The sequence below is a fragment of the Streptomyces sp. NPDC048288 genome (genome assembly GCF_043201555.1).
In the GTDB taxonomy this organism is placed as follows: domain Bacteria; phylum Actinomycetota; class Actinomycetes; order Streptomycetales; family Streptomycetaceae; genus Streptomyces.
In genome coordinates this window covers 153,313-170,722 of record NZ_JBICZD010000007.1, presented here as the reverse complement: position 1 = coordinate 170,722, position 17,410 = coordinate 153,313, and the positions used below count along the sequence as shown (strand labels likewise).

Annotated in this window: 17 protein-coding genes; 5 read left to right on the top strand and 12 right to left on the bottom strand. The window is 72.5% G+C overall.

Annotation, left to right across the window (positions count from 1 at the left end):
* Positions 1-3 precede the first annotated feature (3 nt).
* The 11 genes from ACGFZS_RS25690 to ACGFZS_RS25640 all read right to left on the bottom strand — a co-directional run bounded on the left by ACGFZS_RS25690 (position 4) and on the right by ACGFZS_RS25640 (position 11,977).
* Entirely contained in the window at positions 4-723 is a 720-nt protein-coding gene (locus ACGFZS_RS25690) for a hypothetical protein (RefSeq protein ID WP_393659538.1), read from the bottom strand.
* Positions 720-2,861: an ATP-binding protein gene (locus tag ACGFZS_RS25685; protein ID WP_393797125.1), complete on the bottom strand. Its 2,142-nt coding sequence runs from the start codon at positions 2,859-2,861 to the stop codon at positions 720-722. The genes ACGFZS_RS25690 and ACGFZS_RS25685 overlap by 4 nt, the downstream gene beginning before the upstream one ends.
* Positions 2,858-3,697 (bottom strand): DUF4255 domain-containing protein, encoded by an 840-nt coding sequence (locus ACGFZS_RS25680; protein WP_393797124.1) that lies wholly within the window; start codon positions 3,695-3,697, stop codon positions 2,858-2,860. The genes ACGFZS_RS25685 and ACGFZS_RS25680 overlap by 4 nt, the downstream gene beginning before the upstream one ends.
* Positions 3,694-5,379 carry a hypothetical protein gene (locus ACGFZS_RS25675; protein WP_393797123.1) on the bottom strand — a complete coding sequence of 562 codons (1,686 nt, stop codon included), beginning with the start codon at positions 5,377-5,379 and terminating at the stop codon, positions 3,694-3,696. Before ACGFZS_RS25675 ends, ACGFZS_RS25680 begins: the two co-directional genes overlap by 4 nt.
* Positions 5,369-6,241 carry a hypothetical protein gene (locus ACGFZS_RS25670; RefSeq protein ID WP_393797122.1) on the bottom strand — a complete coding sequence of 291 codons (873 nt, stop codon included), beginning with the start codon at positions 6,239-6,241 and terminating at the stop codon, positions 5,369-5,371. The genes ACGFZS_RS25675 and ACGFZS_RS25670 overlap by 11 nt, the downstream gene beginning before the upstream one ends.
* A 10-nt stretch (positions 6,242-6,251) precedes the next feature.
* The gene (locus ACGFZS_RS25665; protein WP_393659528.1) at positions 6,252-6,752 is read right to left on the bottom strand and encodes a phage tail protein; all 501 of its coding nucleotides are present in this window, start codon (positions 6,750-6,752) and stop codon (positions 6,252-6,254) included.
* Between the two features lie 31 nt (positions 6,753-6,783).
* Entirely contained in the window at positions 6,784-8,724 is a 1,941-nt protein-coding gene (locus ACGFZS_RS25660; RefSeq protein WP_393797121.1) for a phage tail sheath family protein, read from the bottom strand.
* A 46-nt stretch (positions 8,725-8,770) separates the two neighbouring features.
* Entirely contained in the window at positions 8,771-9,052 is a 282-nt protein-coding gene (locus ACGFZS_RS25655; protein WP_393797120.1) for a hypothetical protein, read from the bottom strand.
* A gap of 39 nt (positions 9,053-9,091) precedes the next feature.
* On the bottom strand, positions 9,092-9,466 hold the full coding sequence (locus tag ACGFZS_RS25650) for a hypothetical protein (protein WP_393797119.1): 375 nt from the start codon (positions 9,464-9,466) through the stop codon (positions 9,092-9,094).
* Positions 9,467-9,627: 161 nt separating this feature from the next.
* Complete coding sequence (locus ACGFZS_RS25645; protein ID WP_393797118.1) at positions 9,628-11,022, bottom strand: DUF4157 domain-containing protein; 1,395 nt, start codon at positions 11,020-11,022, stop codon at positions 9,628-9,630.
* 217 nt (positions 11,023-11,239) lie between these two features.
* Positions 11,240-11,977, bottom strand: a complete 738-nt coding sequence (locus ACGFZS_RS25640) for a LuxR C-terminal-related transcriptional regulator (RefSeq protein WP_393797117.1) — start codon at positions 11,975-11,977, stop codon at positions 11,240-11,242.
* A gap of 366 nt (positions 11,978-12,343) precedes the next feature.
* Between ACGFZS_RS25640 and ACGFZS_RS25635 the strand changes: the two genes are divergently transcribed.
* The 5 genes from ACGFZS_RS25635 to ACGFZS_RS25615 all read left to right on the top strand — a co-directional run bounded on the left by ACGFZS_RS25635 (position 12,344) and on the right by ACGFZS_RS25615 (position 16,561).
* Positions 12,344-13,129, top strand: a complete 786-nt coding sequence (locus ACGFZS_RS25635) for a BTAD domain-containing putative transcriptional regulator (RefSeq protein WP_393797116.1) — start codon at positions 12,344-12,346, stop codon at positions 13,127-13,129.
* A 34-nt stretch (positions 13,130-13,163) separates the two neighbouring features.
* A complete protein-coding gene (locus tag ACGFZS_RS25630) occupies positions 13,164-14,252 on the top strand; it encodes a glycoside hydrolase family 25 protein (protein ID WP_393797115.1) in 1,089 nt (362 codons plus the stop codon).
* Between the two features lie 142 nt (positions 14,253-14,394).
* Positions 14,395-15,459, top strand: a complete 1,065-nt coding sequence (locus tag ACGFZS_RS25625; RefSeq protein WP_393797114.1) for a Rieske 2Fe-2S domain-containing protein — start codon at positions 14,395-14,397, stop codon at positions 15,457-15,459.
* Positions 15,456-15,626: a hypothetical protein gene (locus ACGFZS_RS25620; protein ID WP_165939260.1), complete on the top strand. Its 171-nt coding sequence runs from the start codon at positions 15,456-15,458 to the stop codon at positions 15,624-15,626. Before ACGFZS_RS25625 ends, ACGFZS_RS25620 begins: the two co-directional genes overlap by 4 nt.
* Positions 15,623-16,561, top strand: a complete 939-nt coding sequence (locus ACGFZS_RS25615; RefSeq protein WP_393797113.1) for a PDR/VanB family oxidoreductase — start codon at positions 15,623-15,625, stop codon at positions 16,559-16,561. The genes ACGFZS_RS25620 and ACGFZS_RS25615 overlap by 4 nt, the downstream gene beginning before the upstream one ends.
* On the opposite strand, the gene ACGFZS_RS25610 is transcribed toward ACGFZS_RS25615, so the two are convergent.
* Positions 16,512-17,216 carry a helix-turn-helix domain-containing protein gene (locus tag ACGFZS_RS25610; RefSeq protein WP_393797112.1) on the bottom strand — a complete coding sequence of 235 codons (705 nt, stop codon included), beginning with the start codon at positions 17,214-17,216 and terminating at the stop codon, positions 16,512-16,514. The two genes, ACGFZS_RS25615 and ACGFZS_RS25610, sit on opposite strands and share 50 nt — an antisense overlap.
* Positions 17,217-17,410 lie beyond the last annotated feature (194 nt).

Here is a 17,410-nt window from a genome sequence, read left to right as displayed (position 1 = left end):
GCCTCACCCCGGGACCACGACGTTGGCGGCGTCGGTGGCGTTGGCGACGTTGAGCGCCGACATCGCCTCGACCATCGCCTTGGAGTACAGATAGGGCACGTTGTCGCCCTCGATGACGGTCAGGTTCACCGACACCGTGGCCCGCACCGGGTCGAGATCGGCGCTGAACTCCGTCTCGGTGATGTTCATCGCGGTGATGTTCACCGGCAGCACCCGTTTGCGGCCGAAGATGAACAGGATCATCGGCGGGTTGGGGCTCCTGGTGAAGCTGAAGCCGTCGGGCTTGCCCAGCAGCGCGTCGGCGGCCCGGCCGAGCAGGCTCTCGTCCTTGGGGTACACCATCAGTTCGAGGGTGGAGATCTGCGGCCCGACCCCGAACTGCTCGGCCACCGGGTCCCGGTCGTCGAGCTTGTCGGTGGCGTCCAGCCGGAGGTCGAACGCGATCGTCTGGTCCTGTACGTTCACCAGTTGCTCCCGCTGGAGTTCCAGCAGGTCGGAGAAGTCCCCGCGGACCTGGCGCAGGGTGCGCTGGGGTACGGCGGCCGGTACGTCGCCGGCCGCCACGGGGCTCGGCACTCCGGGGAACGCGTACGTCAGCGCGCGGTTGCGGGTCAGCTGTACGGGGTTGAACTGGAACACCACGGCCAGTGGCGGCACGCTCAGCCCGAACTCCACGAAGGCGCCCCGCAGGATCCTGGGCTTGTTCGGAAAACCGTCGGTCATGACTCCCCCGCCTCGGCCCAGAGCTTGCCGATCTTCTCGAACTCCCTGCGGGCTCCCCGCAGGATGTGGGACCGCCCGAGGGCCGTCCCGTCGGCCGCCGCCAGAAACGCGGCCTGGAGCACGATGTTCTTGATGTTCGCGCCGGTCACGGGCAACTCCCGGGCCAGCCGGGCCAGATCGACGTCCTTTGCCAGTGGGGCACCGGGCGGCAGCAGCGCCCGCCAGATCCGGCGGCGGTCGTCCGCGTCGGGAAACGGGAACTCCACGACGAAGCGGATCCGCCGGGTGAAGGCGTCGTCGATGTTCTGCCGCAGGTTCGTGGCGAGGACGACGACGCCCTCGTACTCCTCGATCCGCTGGAGCAGGTAGCTCGTCTCGATGTTGGCGTACCGGTCGTGCGCGTCGGACACCTCGGTGCGCTTGCCGAAGAGCGCGTCGGCCTCGTCGAAGAAGAGGATGGCGTTGCCGGTGCTCGCCTCGGCGAAGATCCGCGCGAGGTTCTTCTCCGTCTCACCGATGTACTTGCTGACCACCCCGGACAGGTCGATCTTGTAGAGGTCGACGTCGAGTTCATGGGCGAGGACCTCCGCGGCCATCGTCTTGCCGGTGCCCGGCGGGCCGCTGAACAGCACGCTGAGGCCGGTCCCGTGGCCGAGCCGCTCCCCGAACCCCCAGTCGTGCAGCACCAGTCGGCGGTAGCGGACCTGGTCGCAGATGTCCCGGAGCCGGGTGATCCGGTCGGCCGGCAGCACCAGGTCGTCCCAGCCGCGCCCGGTGTGCACCCGGCCGGCCGCCGGACCGAGCGTGTGCTGCGACTCGCCGCGGCAGACCGCGGAGACGTCGGACAGGGTGAGCGGCCCGGGGACGGGCTCCATCAGGCGCCGGTCGTCGGCGAGACGGACGGCGACGGCGATGCGCGCGGCCGGCAGCCGGTACCGTCCGGCCAGTTCACCCGCCCAGTCCGCGGCCAGCGGGGTGTGCGCGGCCAGCCGGTCGCGCCAGAGTGCGGTGCTGCGCGGCAGGTCGGGCAGCGGCACCTCGACCGTGTGCACGGGCAGTTCGGCCGACGCGGCCGTCCATCTCGAAGCACCGGTGAGGAACACGGGCAGGCCGTGGTCGGCGACGGTGTCGGCGAGCGCCCCGAGCAGCCTCCTGTGCTCCTCCGTCAACAGCGGGTCCACGTGGGCCAGATGCACGGCCGCCCCCAGCAACAGGCCCTCACGGAAGGCCAGTCGGAGCAGGATCGCGCCGTCGGGACCGGTCAGGGATCCGGCGTCGACAGTGACCAGCGGGAGGCCGAGCCGACTGCTCGTGTGCCGGACCAGGTCGAACCGGCCGCCGTCGTCGGGGCCGTGCAGCTGGCAGACCAGGGGCGGTCCGCCGGCCCGCAGGCGGTGTGCGGCCAGCCGCAGCAGCCGGTCGGCGAGTACCAGGTCCGGCTCGTCGCCCGTCGGGTCGGCGGGACCGTGCACCCCGATGTGGCCCGCCAAGCGGGCGTCGGGCTCGTCGGAGCCCAGCAGGTACTGGCGGATCCGTGGATCCAGCGCCAGGAACCGGGCCAGGCCGGAGGAGCCGGACGGGCTCGCCGGGTCCTCGACGGTGTGCAGGATGCCGTACCGGATCAGGGGCGCGCCGGCCGAGAAGGTGCCGGCGCGGATCCAGCGTTCCCGCTCGCTCGCGCACAGCAGCTCCAGGACCAGGTCGACGCTGGGCCTGCGGCGCGTGATGTCGTCCTGGAGGTAGGCGTACAACCGGTCGTACTTGCGGCGCAGTTCGGGCGCCAGGCACACGACCACCGCGTCCAGCTCCATGGGCGACAGGCCGAAGAGCCGGCCGAGGACGGCCAGGCGCGGCGCCACGCCCTCGCGGACACTGTCGGCGACCCTGGTGTCGATCTCGGTGGAGAGCAGTTTCAGGGCGAGCGCGTTCGCCGCCGTGCCCGCGTCGACCACGGCGTCGAAGCCGTCGGTGAGCAGCCGGTCGACCTCCTGCCGGGTGATGTAGACGGTCCGGTCCAGCTGCGTGTGCGGGAACGCCTCGTTCTGGAGGTCGGCCGTCTTCAGCCGCAGCGCGATCAGCAGGTCGAGCCGGCGCAGTTCGTCCGTGAGGTGCTCGTAGGTGTCCTGGTAGGCGGTCATGGCGTGACCTCGAAGAAGAAGGTGCGCCGGTACAGGCGGGCGATGTCCACCCGCACCTCGTAGAAGCCGGGCAGCAGGTCGTCGGGGACCTCGGCGGTGAAGGTGTCGCCGGTCAGCTGCCCGCCCGGCAGGACCGGCCGGTCGCCGACGAGCACCCTGCCGCGCCGGCCGCCGAGATGGACGCCGGTGAAGGTGAGCGTGGTGCCGGCGGGACCTGACGCCGGGGTCATCGCGGTGACCTCCGGCAGGTCGAGCGGTACACCGACCTCCGGTACGCCCACCTGCCGCACCCGGGCGGCCAGGGGCTGCCGGGCGGCCGGCGACCGGTCGAGCTGCACGGTGGACACCTGGTAGAGCACGGACAGCCGGAACGGCTGGGAGAACGTCGTCCAGATCCGGCTCAGTTCCTCCGGGTCCAGGGCGTTGCCCGCGATCTGGAGCCGCTCGCGGGCGTCGGCGAGACCCGGGTCCAGGTAGACCGGCGGGACGACGGCGTTCTCGTAGAACACCCGCATCGCCTCGCCCAGGAGCTGGTGCGCGGCCGCGTTGCCCTCCTGCGGGTCGTTGGGCGCGTAGGGGGTGAGCAGGTAGGACAGGGTGAGCGACAGGGGCGCGGGCACGAGTTGGTTGGGGCTGCCCGGCTGGACGGTGAAGTCCTGGTTCTTCAGGAACGGGTTCTCGGCCACCTTGTAGAGGAACAGGTTGATCCGTCGGGTGCTGCTCTGCTCGTCCGGCGCGAGGATCGTGACGTCGGGCGCCGGGCTGAGCCTGGTCTCTCCGACGAGGAGGTTGCGCAGCGACGCGCTGACCATGCCCAGGGCGGTGGAGGCGCTCATCGCACGACCCCGTTCAGCAGGCGGCCCAGGTGGCGGCGGTCCCAGAAGGCGGCCCCGCCGGTCGACGCGGCCGGAGCCCGGACCACCACCACCTGCGGCCGGTCCGCGACGGCGGCCGGCGCCGGGGGCGGCGGCGCCACCGGAGCCGCGGCGGGCGCGGGCGCGGGCGCGCTGGTCAGCCGCCGGGCGGTCCCGGCGGGAGGCGGGCCGGCCTTGCGGTACGGCCGGGCCGGGCGGCTGCGGGCGGATTCGGTCGACGGGGTGAACGGGGCGTCGGCGGCGTCCGGTCGAGCTGGGCGGGCCGAGCGGCTGCGGGCGAACTCGGCCGACGGGGTGAACGGGGCGTCGGCGGCGTCCGGTCGGGCTGGGCGGGCCGAGCGGCTGCGGGCGAACTCGGCCGGCGGGGTGAACGGGGCGTCGGGGGCGTCCGGTCCGTCCGAGCGGGTCGGGCGGGTCGGGCGGGTCGGGGTAGCGGGTGCCGGCGCGCCCGTTGCCGGTCGCCGGTCCCGCGGCGCGCGAGAGGGGACGCGCACCGCGGGACCGGGCCGGGGCACGGTCGAAGGCTCGGCGCGAGAACCGCGCGTCGGCTCGCTCCGGGCTGTCCGTGCCGGTTCGCTCCGCGACTCGTTCTCCGGGACGTGAGGGCTCAGGTCCCCTGCGGATACGAACATTTCGGTGGCCGATCGAGGTGTCGGCGCCGTCGCCGACGCCGACGCCTTCGCGGTACGGCCGGGCGCGGCTGGTGCCGATGCCGGTGCCTCGTGGTGGAGCCCGCTGGGCGGGGCAGGGTGCGCCACCGCGTTCTCCTGGGCCGGCGCGGGAACCGCTTCGGGAAGGGAGACGGCCACCGGCGTGTCCTCCTGCGGGGCCGGTCCCGGTGCCCTGTGCCGGGTCCCGGCCGTCATGCCCCGGGGCCGGGTTCCGGGAGCGGCCGGCCGTGAAGGACCGCCGGGTATGACGAGTTCGGTGACGACGGGCGGCTCGGCCACGGCAGTCGTGGCTGTGACCGGAGCGGTCGGCGCGGTCGGCCCGGTCGGCGTCAACGGCCTTGTCGCCGTGTTCGCATTGTCCGGTGCCGGTGCCGGTGCCGGTGCCGAATCCGGAACGCGGGACGGCGCTTCGGTCGTGCCCCCGGACACCCCCTCCCGCTCCGCCTCGCCGACCGCGTGCTCATGGCCGTACCGGAAGGAACGGCCCTGCGCGGTCGGTGTGACACCCCGTCCGGTACCCGTCTCCTCGGGCACGCCGAGCAGCGCGCGCACACCGGCGGGGTAGCGGTAGGGACCGGCTCCGTCGGCCGCCGCCCGCGCGCCCGCCCCGGTCGAGGTGTCCTCCGGTGCCCGCGACGGACGGCCCGTGGGCGGCATGGTGAACGCCGGCCCGTCGGTGGGCCGTGCGTCGGCGGGCCATGTGCCGGCGGGATCCGTCGGGCGGTCGGGGACGCCGTCCGCGATGCCCGGCTGCGCCAGCACGTCCGCCCAGTCCGAGGGGGCCTGCGGGTCGCCACGGTCGCCCCGGTCGCCGCGGAGGTAGTGGAGGGAGCGACCCGCCACTGCCCGGGTGAAGCTCACCGCGACCCCCGTGTCCTCGGCCGCGCCGAGCAGCGCGCGCACACCGGCGCGGTAGCGGTAGGGGCGGGCTCCGTCGGCCAGCACCGCGTACGCGTAGTCGTCAGGTGCCACTGTTCAGCACCTCGATCGCGTCGGCGAGCACGTCGAGATACGTGTGCCGTCTGTCGCGGGTCATGGCCATGATCTCGGTCTCGCTCCAGTGGTAGTGATAGGCCAGGTAGTGGACTTCCTGGTACAGCGCGGCGGCGTCGGTGCGCAGTTCGCCGAAGAAGAAGCGGTGCACGTCGAAGGGGGCGAGGAAGGTCCGGCCGCACTCGGCGCACTCGGCCTCCAACGACTGTTCGACCGAGGGCGCCCGCTCGCGCATGGCCTCCTCGATCTCGGCCCTGGTGACCGCCGGGAGCGCGGCCACCGCCTCGCGGTCCGGCGGGCCGTCCTGCGGGCCGTCCCGCGGGGTGATGCGCAGGACGCACCGGGCCAGCAGGGCGGTCAGTGTCTCGGCCTCGTTGACGGCCAGGTGGTCGGAGAGTTCCTCCTGGTCGGCGCCCGTGGGCAGCCGGAAGACGATCCCGGTGCCGTCGGACGTGGTCACCGTGTGGGTCGGGGCCCGGTCCCGCGCCTCCTCGACCGGCACGCTGTCGAGGGAGAACCGGATCGACACGCGCCGACCGCAGTCGGGCCAGGGACAGACCAGGTTCGCCGCGACCTGGTCGCCGAAGGTGGCCCGGCGCAGTCGCAGCAGCAGGTACTGGCGGTCGGCCACCAGCAACTGCCGGACCACTTCGGGCGGTACGGGACTGATGTCGCCGAGGCGGGCCAGACAGCGGCTGAGCACCTCGGTCACCAGCGCCGCCGGACGCGGCGAGCGGGTGCCGGCGAGCAGTTCCTCCTCGCGGCCGGTCAGCGTCGCCAGTTCGAACTCGCGGTGCAGCCGTCCGGCCGGGTCCCAGTAACCGCCGGGAAGCACGCCCATGGGGAACCTCTCAGGTCTCCTTGAGCTCGGTCACCGAGGTGTCCCGGGCCCAGCCCTCGTTCTCCAGCCGGATCGAGCTGATCATCACGGCGTTGCCGCCCGCGTCGAGTTCGGGCAGTGCCTGGTACTCGGAGACCCAGCAGCGGTAGACGTTGTACGCCAGCACCTTCTGACCGCCGAGGTTGTAGACCTCGATCGCGATGTCCTTGCGGAAGGTGGCCAGGGACATCGCGGCGTCGCCCTGGAAGTTGTTCACCTTGTTCGCCCAGTCCTCGAAGGTGGTGTCATGGGTGACACCGGCCTCCAGCGTGATCTGGGCGTGCTGGGTCTTGCCCGGTATCTGGTGCGGTCCGCTGGCGTCGCCGCCCTCGTACCAGGAGGTGACCTCCGTGGTCCGCTTCAGGGGGCTGCACTTGTTGAGGCCGGCCACGTACTGACCGTCGATCTTGATCTTGAACCTGAATCCCAGGTACGGGTCGAACCGGGTGCTGTTGACCGTGAACTTGGGCATCTGCCCTGCTCCTTCTGTAGTTCGTCCGCCGTTACCCGGAAGCCAGGCCGGCCTGCTGGCTGATCTTCACGACGACGAACTCGGCGGGCTTCAGCGGTGCGAAGCCCACGAGGACGTTGACCACTCCGGCGTCGATGTCGGCCTGGGTGGTCGTCTCCGCGTCGCACTTGACGAAGAAGGCCTGGGAGGGCGTGGCGCCCTGGAACGCCCCCTGCCGGAACAGGGTCGTCATGAAGGAGCCGATGGACAGCCGCAGTTGGGCCCACAGGGGCTCGTCGTTCGGTTCGAACACGGCCCACTGGATGCCGTTGTAGATGCTGACCCGCAGCATGATCGCGGTGCGGCGCACCGGGACGTAGCGCCACTGCGGGTCGGCGGTGACGGTGCGGGCGCCGAAGGCCACCACGCCGACCCCCGGGAAGCGGCGCAGGACGTCGACTCCCCTCGGGTTGAGGTTGCCGTGGTCGACGTCGCTCAGCTCCGCGCCCAGACCGACGACCCCGTTCAGCCCGGCCTCGGTGCCGGCCGGCGCCTTCCAGACCCCGCGTGCGGCGTCGATGCGGGCGTAGAGGCCGGCCACGCAGCCGGAGGGCGGCAGCAGGACCGGGTCGGCCGAGCGGCCGGCGGGGTCGAGTGCCCTGACCCAGGGGAAGTACAGGGCGCCGTAGGAGTTCGACGTGGTCAGCTTGTTGCGGAAGGCCGTCGCGTCGGCGACGCTGTCGTCGCCCCGGCCGGTCTCGGCGATGTAGAAGACGTCCTGGAGCGGCCGGTTCGCGCAGTAGGCCATGCCCAGGTCCGCCATCGCGGGGCTGCTCTCCCCCGGCACGGCGAGCAGGCTGAAGTCCGTGATGTGGTCCAGCCGGGAGAAGGCGTCGGCGAACGACGTCTCGGTGAGCACCGCCACCCCGTCGGAGCCCCGGGTGGCCGCCGTGACGGGCGCGACGATCCCCGAGTCGCCGACCTGGAGCAGCTGGACGGCCGCGGGCCGCCGCACGGCGATGCCGTCCTCGGAGCGGCCGCCCGCGGCCTCCCCGATCCGGAGCAGCGCGGTGGCGTCGTGCGTCGCCGCGGGCTGCACCCGGACGGACGAGGTGGCCGACTTCGTACCGGACTGGAGGACGAGCCGGGACTGCGTACCGACGGTCTCCGTCGTGCAGGTGAACCCGGAGAAGGCCACGGGATCGGTCGACGCCTTCCTCCTGACCAGGGCGTGCACCGCGGTCTCGATGGCGCTCGCCACGTCGGCGAGCGCCGTGGCCGTGCCCGCCGTGGCGAGCGTGACCGTCTGGAAGCCGTCGCCGTCCAGGGAGATCTGGAAGCCGAGGTCGGTGTCCAGGGGCAGGGTCGGCCCCGGGCCGCCGCGGTGCAGCCCGCGCTGGGTGGCGTCGTTGGCGGACGGCACCGCTACGTCGATCAGCCCGGACGCCTGTCCGACGACGTCGACGACGTAGGCGGAGGAGGCGGGGTCGATGCTGAGGTTGTCGAACACTTCGAGCGCGGGCAGGTCCTGCGGGCTGTCGGGCAGTACGGCGGCATCGGTCTGCCGGCGGACCGTCAGCTTGAAGAGATTGCCCGGGTCGAGGGTGGCGTCCTCGATCTGGAGCAGCAGGGTGTTGCCCCAGTCGCCCTTGTTCTTCGCCGAGAAGGTCGCCCCGGCCACCGGGACGGACGCCCGGTTGCTGACGGTGACGCTGGCGACGGCGGCGTCCGGGCGGGTGACCCGCACGACGTAGCACTGCCGGCCGCCGTTGCCGAAGTACTGGAACACGCCGTGGGCGAGGTAGCTGTCCGCGATGAACGAGCCGTAGACGCGCTGGCAGTCCGTCCAGTTGGTGACCAGGCCGGCGCCGGTGTCCGGGCCCGTCTCACTCAGCCCGACGAACGCGGCCGTCGAGGTGCTCGCGGTGTCCAGCGGCCGTACTCCGCCGGCCGTCTCCTGCACGTAGACACCCGGATAGCTCAGGGTCGGCATGGTGGTCTCCTCTGCGATTCTGCGATGCGAAGCCTGGGGTGCGCGCTCATCCGGCGGAGTCGGTACGTTTCCTGGGGCGCTGGGCCCTGCTCGCGCCGGCGCCCTCCTCCCGGGCGTCGGGTGCGTCGGGTGCCTCGGGCGCCTCGCGGCTCTCCGCCACCTCGATGTCGCCGCGCCGGTGCAGCTTGTCGAGGTAGGCGTTGTCCGCCACCTCGGTGTCGCGCAGCTCCGCCGACCACCGCCCGGGCGACAGCCGGACGCTGCGTCCGCTGTTGAGCGGGACCATGATCGGGCCCGATGCGAGCAGACTCCTGATCCGTACGCTCATGTGCTCCTCCTTCCGGGGCCGCCGCCGGACGGACGCCCCTCAGTGCTCCGGTTCCGCGTCCGCCGCCGAGCGGATCGCGGCCAGCAGGTACTCCGGCCACGGAGCCCCCGCCCCGCGCACCCGCTCGGCGAGCCGGCAGACCCGGACCAGACCGATGCGGTCCGCCGGGTCCACGACCACGACGGCGAGCCCCGGGTGGGCTGCCATCAGGGCCAGGTAGGCACCGAGCGGTCCGGTACCGGAGGCGGCCGTCAGCAGGACGTCGGCCCCGTGGGCGTCGAGCACGGTGGCGGCCTCGGCCGCTCCGCGTGCTGTGCCCACGATCGTCATGTCCCGTGGCTGTGCGGCGATGCGCCGCACGATGTCGCGGTCAAGGGCGACCATGTCCGCGACGAGAACGCGAATCGGGTCCATCGGTGTGCACCGCTTCCGGTGAGAACAGTCTGGTGAGGTGCGCGGCCCCCGGCATGAATCCCCCGGATCCGGAAAGGGCCCGGCAGGGGATCCGGATCCCGCCTCGTACCGGATCCGGACCCGGCTCCGGCACCGGCTTCGGTACCGCTACCGGTACCGGATCACTTCGGCAGGGTGAACAGCTCGGGGTGCAGTTGCCGTGCCCGCGCCTCGTCCATCGTGGGCGGCCTGTACCGTTCCTGGCCCGGCAGGTCGCGGGCGGCGGAGTCCAGGACGGCCTGGTCGTCGACCACGTGGACGGACCCGAAGAAGGCGGCCAGCCGGGCTTCGAACGCGGCGGGCCGGGCGGCGGGCGGCAGCGCGTTGATCGCCTCGCCGTGCTCCAGGAAGAACCGGGTGCCGAGCTGGTTGGAGACGATGTCCTCGTAGCTCCAGGCGGATCTGGCGCTGTCGGTCCAGAACTTCGAGCGCTGTACCGGGTCGAGCTGGTCGAAGAGCTCGGACTGCGCGCCGGTCAGGTTCTGCCACGCCATCAGGTCGGCGCCGAGCCGGGTGGCGGTGCCGGCGGCGGCGCGCGGCAGGACGAACAGGCCGGTGTTCGGGCCGCGGACCTGCATCAGCCGGGTCACGTCCGTGGCCGGCGGCGCGCCGAGGATGACCTTGTCCTTCACCCGTTGCTGGTTGCCTTCGATCACCGACCCCTGCGCGGTGGCCCGCTCCAGCCCGCCCTGTCGGCTGCCCGCGGCTCTGACCTGGTTCTCGGCGAAGTCGATGAACGCGAAGAAGTGCTGGCCGTCGATCCAGCCGTAGTCGCGGGAGTAGAGGTAGCGCGGATGGGCGCTCTCCACGCCCGGGCGCTGATCGGGTTCGGTGAAGTGCCGCAGGAAGACCGAGGTCCACACCCGGCGGGCGAGGACACCGCAGGTCACGTCGGGTTCGAAGTTCGAGGGGACGCGGGACCACATGCGCAGTGTCGGATCGGCGGCGTCCTCGTCCCTGCGCTGCCCGAGGACGCGGTCGGCCTCGCGCAGCATCTGGGTCGAGGTGGCCCGCCGGGGATACGTCGGCTCGCGCAGCAACAGCGGCCCGGTGCCGAGCATGCCGGGAACCCCCGCCGCGCCGGCCGCCGTGACCCGGTCCGCGTCCCGCTCCAGGGCCTCGGGGTCGGCGCCGGAGCCGCCGGGACGGCGGTGCTGCAGGGTGTGGGCGATCTCGTGCAGCAGCCTCAGGCGCCCGGCGGAGCTGCCGGTGTCCAGCATGCCCGCGCCGAAGAAGACATGGTCCCCGACCGTGAAGGCGTTGGCCCGGACCAGCGCCGCCGTGTCATGGGCGAAGGCGTCGTCGTGCAGCCGTACCCGGCCCAGCGACACACCGAAGTGCGCGCCGGCCCGGGCCTCGGCCTCGGTGCCGAGCGGACTGCCTGCGGCCCGGGTCTCACCCACGACGGCCGCTGCCGCCGCGGGCCCGTGCCGGTGAAAGGCGGCGGCCACTTCCTGCGCCGGTGACGCGATGGGGGCGGGCGCCTCCTGCGCCGGTGACGCGATGAGGGCGGGCACTTCGTCCGCCGGTGACGCGGTGGGGGCGGGCGGGTGCGCGCCTGCCGCGAGGGCCCTGTTCCCGAGGCTGCGCAGGGTGTGCCCGAGCGGGGAGGGGGGTGCGGGTGCCCGCGTGGGCGGCCCGGGTGCCGGGCCCCCGCCCGCCGGGGCCCGGCCCTTTCCCTGAGCGCCTTTCGCGGCATGACCGGGCACCTGGCACCTCCACGCAGAGGGGGCATCAGGGCGAGTGTGCGGGCGCCCCTTCGAAGGCGAATGAATCCGAGCGATCCGGATAGGGACGGGTGCGGGATCCGGATCCCCCGGGCGGCTCGGGCAGCGTCGTCCGGAAGCCGCGCACCGCCGCCGCCACTTCGGCACGGCTGCCGACGCCCAGTTTCTCCAGGACGTTGTGCACATGGTTCTTCACAGTGGTCAGCTGGATGTGCAGCAGCCGCGCGATCTCCTTGTTGGCGTGCCCGGACTCGATCAGCGCCACGATCTGGAGTTCACGGGAGGTGAGCCTCGGCGCCCGCGCGACCCGGTGGACCCTGGCCAGGGCGGCCAGCCGCCCCACCAGCCCCGCGGCGACACCGGCCTGGCAGCTGAACTCGCCCCGGGTGGCGGACCGCAGCGTGCCGACCAGGTCCGTGAAGGAGTGCTCGTTGGTGACGTATCCGGCGATGCCCGCCTCCGCACAGGCCACCACGTCGTCGGGCCGGTCGGGGATGCCGATCACGACACACGGTACGGCGGTCCGCTCGGCCAGCCGGTGCAGCGCGTCCAGTCCCGGCTCCCCGGCCATCTCCCCCGTCATGTCGAGCAGCACCACGTCGGCGTCGGCCCCCGCGAGCAGCGCCGCCGCGGCGCCCACCCCGGGCGCCGTCCCCACCAGCCGGACGTCCTCCTCGGTCTCCAGGAGGTGCGCGAGGCCCTGGAGGTAGATCCGGACCGGTGAGATCACGGCCACCCGGATCATCTGCGTCTCTGTCGTCCCACTGTTCGCTCTGTCGTCCACACGATCCGTACGGCTCATACGACTGCGTCCCCCGTTGTGTAGCGGCGCTCGCCCCGGGCGATCCGGATCCGGCCTCGACCCGGCGCCCTGGCACCCTGTTGGCCCACCAGGCTGCTCCGCGGGGACCCGGCTGTCACGGCCCGGTCCGGTCACCGGACCACCCACCTGAAACTCCGTCACCACACGTTCCGCTGAGCGGAAAAGCGTATGACAGCCGCCTTCGGCCTGTTCACGCTGGCCGCTTCAGGCACATGTGGAACGGCACGCGGCCTACGGCCTACGGCAGGGCGACGGCATGACACGGACACGGGGGAACGGCAACTGGTGATGGCCGGGAACGAGTTGGCGGCGGAGCCGCGAAGAGACGGTACGGCAGAACACGACCAGCGGGTTCTCACCCTGCGCCTGTTCGGCGCCTTCCGCCTGGAGGGCGCGGACGGGATCGTCGCCGTCCCGGCGAGTGCGCGGCGGCTGCTGGCCTATCTCGGACTGCACAAGCGCGCGCCCCGATCGGTCGTGGCGGGGGCCTTGTGGCCGGACTCGGCCGAGGAGCACGCGCACGGCAGTCTGCGTACGGCGCTCTGGCGGCTGCGCCGGATGCGGCAGCCGGCGGTCCGATGCGACGGCGACAGTCTGTACCTGGCGGACGGCGTGCGCGTCGACGTCGACGACTTCACCCGGGCGGCACTGCGGTTGACCGCGCCCGCACCCGCACCCGCACCCGCACCGGATCACGGGCCGGATCACACGCCGCCCCCGCTCGCCGTTCTGGAGAGCGGCGAGCTGCTGCCCGGATGGGACGAGGAGTGGATCGGCCCGGAACGCGAGCGGCTGCGGCAACTCCGCCTGCACGCCCTCGAATCGCTCAGCGTCCGGCTCACCGTGCGCGGTTGCCACGCGCTCGCGCTGGAGGCGGCTCTCAGGTGCGTCGCGATCGAGCCCCTGCGCGAGAGCGCCCACTGTGCGGTGGTGGCCGTCCATCTGGCCGAGCACAACGTCGTGGAGGCGGTCCGGCACTACGAGGCGTTCCGGCGGCTGCTGCGCGAGGAACTCGGACTGGAACCGTCGGCCCGTATGTCCGGCATGTTCCCGAGGGAGTTGACGCGGTGGTGACGTCCCGGTCACGGGGTGCCTGCCATCGTCTCCGGTGAGCCTGCTCGACAAGGAGACCGGGGACGGGGGGACGGCCGCCATGGCCATATGCCGGGGAATCGATCTGTCGGTGTACCAGGGAGCCCAGGAGTGGAACGCCCGCAAGGCGGAAGGCGTGGTCTTCGCGTTCGCCAAGGCCAGTGAGGGCGAGCACACCCGGGACGCGCACTTCGCCCTGCACATCTCGGGTATCGCGCAGGCGGGGCTCGTCCCCGGCGCCTACCACTTCGGCTGGCCCAACCAGAACGCCGGCACCGAGGCGGCCAACTACATCGCCGCCGTGAAACCGTACGCCGGTCCGGGCTTCGTGCACTGGCTGGACCTGGAACGCCGGGCGGACGGCTCCAACTACGCGGGCGTCACGGCCGCCGGGATCAGGGCCTACGCCACCGCCTGGATCGCCGAGGTGGAAGCCGCGTTCCCGCACCAGCGGGTCGGCCTGTACACGTCGGCGAGCGACCTGGCGGCCGGCCACGCGCCCGCCACCGTCCCGCTGTGGTACCCCGCCTACCCCTGGTCCGGTGCGGCGACCTACGCACAGGCCGAGGGGCACCCGAAGCCCAGCCCGTCCGGCAGGTCCCCGCTGTTCTGGCAGTTCACCTCGACCCCCCTGGACCGATCCATCTGCTATCTGAGCGAGTCGGCGCTGCGCGCCTGGGCCGCCGGAGAGGACACCGAAGACATGCCGCTCACCACGGACGACATCGACAAGGTCGCGAGCGCGGTCGTCGCCAGGCTCGTCGCCGGCGGCGGTGTGCTGGAGACGACGGACATCACGGCGGTCGCGTCCGCCGCGGCGCGGGCCGTCCTGACCATGGACGGAGTGATCAAGGCCCCCGCCGATGCCCCCGACGCGAAGACCAACGCCTACTGGGCCCTCCAGTCGTACATCAAGGACACCAACGCCCGGGTGCGCCTCCTCCAGGCCACGGAGGCGGCCCAGAGCGCGGCCATCACCCAACTCGCCTCCGTCATCGCGACGTTCGACAAGAACATCGACCCCGCCGCCCTCGTCGCCTCCATCACCTCAGCGATCGAGACGGCCGTCGGCAAGATCGTCATCCACCTCGACCCCACGTCCTGACCGGCCCGGATCGCACCTCACCCCGGGAAGTCCTTCCGCCTGGCAGAAGCCGCCTTGCCGAGCCCCCGCGACCGTCACGAACCTGAGTCCAACCACGGCACGCGGGGCGACGACGCCCCGCTCTCTCAGGGACGGGAACGCCATGCCTCACATCACCGCCTTCGCCAGGAACCAGTGGTACGTCGCCGCCTACAGCGAGGAAGTCGGGCGGGAGCTGCTCGGGCGGACGATCCTCGGGGAGCCGCTGGTGTTCTACCGGGCCGAGGAGGACGGTGCGCCGGTGGCGCTCAGCGACCGCTGTGTGCACCGGCGTTACCCGCTGTCGGAGAGCGGGCTGGACGGGGACCGGATCGTGTGCGGGTACCACGGGTTCACCTACGACCGGACCGGCGCGTGTGTGTACGTGCCGGGGCAGAAACGCATACCGCGCACCGCCCGCGTCGCCTCCTACCCGGTGGTCGAGCAGGACTCGCTGGTGTGGGTGTGGATCGGCGACCCGGCGCTCGCGGACGCGGGGACCGTCCCGCGGGCCCGGCACCTGGACTCCCCCGGCTGGCTGACCGTGCGGGGCATGGAGCCCATCGACGCCGACTACGGTCTCCTCGTCGACAACCTCCTCGACCTCTCCCACGAGACCTATCTGCACGGCGGTTACATCGGCACCCCCGAGGTCGCCGAGACGCCCATCACGACCGAGGTCGACGAGGGGGCGGGGATCGTGCGGGTGAGCCGGCACATGGACGACGCCGAGTGCCCGCCGTTCTACGCCCGTTCGACCGGGATCGAGGGCCGGATCACCCGCTGGCAGGACATCGAGTACCACGCCCCGTGCCTGTATCTGCTGCACAGCCGGATCGCACCGGTCGGCGTGGTGCCGGAGGCCGACGGCAGCGACCCGAACGGCTTCCACACCGAGATCACCTACGCGATCACCCCGTCCGGGGACGGCAGGGTGTACGACTTCTGGATGGTCTCCCGGGACTGGGCGACCGACGACGCCGAGGTCACCGAGTTCCTGCGGGGCAACAACCACACGGTGGTCATGCAGGACGTGGACGCGCTCAACCTGCTGCAGCGGACGCTGGGTTCGGAGCGGTCCGGCTACCAGGAGCTGAGCATCAACATCGACACCGGCGGTCTCGCCGCCCGCCGGATCCTCGCCCGGCTGGTCGAGGAGGGCGACAAGCCCGTGGAGAAGGTCCTGTGAGCACGCCGACCGGTGAGGTCTACCGCATCGACTGGCTGCCGGGCACCGACGTGCTGCACGGCACCTGTCACTGCGGCGCCGAGCACACCGCGCAGGACCCGGTCGAGATGTGGGAGTGGATGCTCGGCCACCCCGAAGGCCACCAGCCCCCGGAGCGCACCGCATGAACCTGTACGAGGCCGAACTGGTCGTCAGCGAGCGGGAGTCGGCGGCCGACGGTGTCGTCGCCCTCACGCTGCGGCACCCGCGGGGCGAGGAGCTGCCCGGCTGGGAGCCCGGAGCCCATCTCGACGTGGTCCTGGGTCCTGAGCTGGAACGGCAGTTCTCGCTGTGCGGGGACCCCGGGGACCGTTCGCGGTGGCGGATCGCGGTGCTGCGGGAGCCGGACGGGCGGGGTGGATCCGCCTTCGTCCACGAGCAGCTGGGCGTCGGCGACAAGGTGCGGGTGCGCGGCCCCCGTAACCACTTCCGGCTGGAACCGGCCCCCCGCTACCGGTTCGTGGCGGGCGGTATCGGCATCACCCCGATCCTGCCGATGCTCGCCGCCGCCGAGGCCGCGGGCGCCGAGTGGACGCTGCTGTACGGCGGGCGGACCCGGCGGTCCATGGCGTTCACCGGGGAGTTGGCCCGGTACGGCGACGGCCGGGTCACCGTCGCCCCGCAGGACGAGACGGGGCTGCTGGACCTGGCGGCGGTGCTGGACGACGTCCCGGAGGGCACCCTGGTGTACTGCTGCGGTCCGGGGCCGCTGCTGGACGCGGTGGAGGCGCACTGTCCGGCGGGGGTGCTGCGGGTGGAGCGGTTCCAGCCCAAGGAGCGACCGGCGGGCGAGGAGCGGGAGTTCGAGGTCGTCCTCGCGCGGAGCGGTCGTACCCTCACGGTCGCGCCCGGTGTCTCCGTGCTGGAGACCGTCCGGGGCGCCGGGGTCGAGGTGCTGTACTCGTGCACCGAGGGCACCTGCGGGACGTGCGAGACGGACGTCCTGGAAGGCGAGCCGGAGCACCGGGACTCGGTGCTGACCGAGGCGGAACGGGCGGCCGGCGAGACCATGCTCATCTGCGTGTCGCGGTGCCGAGGGGAGCGTCTGGTGCTCGATCTGTGATCCGCAGGTCCGTCTCGATGCGCTCCACCGCCGCCAGCAGGTGGGGCAGCAGTTCGCGGCGGGCCGTCGCGGCGGACGTCCGGCCGCTGTGCGCCGCGAGCGCCACCCCGGCCACCACCCGGCCGTCCCGGTCCCGCACCGGGGCGGCCAGTGTGCTGACGCCGTCCTCGGGGTCGTCCTCGCACAGGGTGTGTCCCGGTGCGTGGGCCAGTAACGCCCGGCCCGCCGCCGTCCCGTACGCCGGGTAGCGCGCGCCCACCGCGATCGTCGCCGCCATGACCCGCCGGGCCGGGGCGGCGGCGACATGGACGACCGTGTCCCCGTCCAGCACGCAGAGCGTCGCCGACTCCCCGGTCAGCAAGGCGAGTTGCGCCAGATGCGGTCGTGCGAGGTCCGGCAGGTCGAGGCCGGAGAGATAGGCGTAGCCGAGTTCCAGGACGCGTGGGGTGAGGCGGAAGAGCCGGTCGTCCGAGTGAACGTAGCCCAGGTCGGCGAGGGTGAGCAGCAGGCGGCGGGCGGCCGCGCGGGTCAGGTCGCAGGCGCGGGCCACCTCGCTGAGCGTGCGCGCCGGATGGTCGGCGTCGAAGGCGCGGATCACGGCCAGGCCGCGCTCGAAGGACCTCACGAAGTGCGGTGCGCGGGCATCACTCGGCATGGGCGCCTCCCCGATTCGGCGGTTCGACTCGGAGAACACGGTGAGAGCGCGGTTCGATAACTGTCAACAATTTTGTCAGCTAAAACCATTGACCGGGTTGTCCGGCCGGTTCTACCGTCCCGCTGAGCCCCCCAACCGAGCACCATTGTGCGCACAGCGCACAGCCTGTCGGAACACCGTTGTCTGCACAGGAG